The organism is Priestia sp. AB (genome assembly GCF_028369225.1).
Taxonomy (GTDB): domain Bacteria; phylum Bacillota; class Bacilli; order Bacillales; family Bacillaceae_H; genus Priestia; species Priestia megaterium.
On sequence record NZ_JAQMYN010000056.1, the window covers coordinates 1 to 743 of the forward strand.

The 743-nt window shown below is 38.6% G+C and carries 1 protein-coding gene; it reads left to right on the plus strand.

The window, feature by feature from the left end:
• Positions 1 to 743 (plus strand): SDR family oxidoreductase (locus tag POF52_RS30925; protein WP_271998183.1); only part of this gene is annotated, 743 nt, incomplete at both ends.

The following is a 743-nucleotide window of genomic DNA, read 5'->3' on the forward strand; positions in this document are numbered from 1 at the left end:
ATGTATACAGATTTAAAAGATAAAGTAGTTGTAATTACAGGTGGATCAACAGGTTTAGGACGCGCAATGGCTGTTCGTTTCGGTCAAGAAGAAGCAAAAGTTGTTATTAACTATTACAACAATGAAGAAGAAGCTTTAGATGCGAAAAAAGAAGTAGAAGAAGCAGGCGGACAAGCAATCATCGTTCAAGGCGACGTAACAAAAGAAGAAGACGTTGTAAACCTTGTTCAAACAGCTATTAAAGAATTCGGTACATTAGACGTTATGATTAATAACGCTGGTGTTGAAAACCCAGTTCCTTCTCATGAGCTATCTTTAGACAACTGGAACAAAGTTATTGATACAAACTTAACAGGTGCATTCTTAGGAAGCCGTGAAGCAATTAAATATTTCGTTGAAAACGACATTAAAGGAAACGTTATTAACATGTCCAGCGTTCACGAAATGATTCCTTGGCCATTATTTGTTCACTATGCAGCAAGTAAAGGCGGTATGAAACTAATGACGGAAACATTGGCTCTTGAATATGCGCCAAAAGGTATCCGCGTAAATAACATTGGACCAGGTGCGATGAACACACCAATTAACGCAGAGAAATTTGCAGATCCAGAACAACGTGCAGACGTAGAAAGCATGATTCCAATGGGTTACATCGGTAAACCAGAAGAAGTAGCAGCAGTTGCAGCATTCTTAGCATCATCACAAGCAAGCTATGTAACAGGTATTACATTATTTGCTGATGG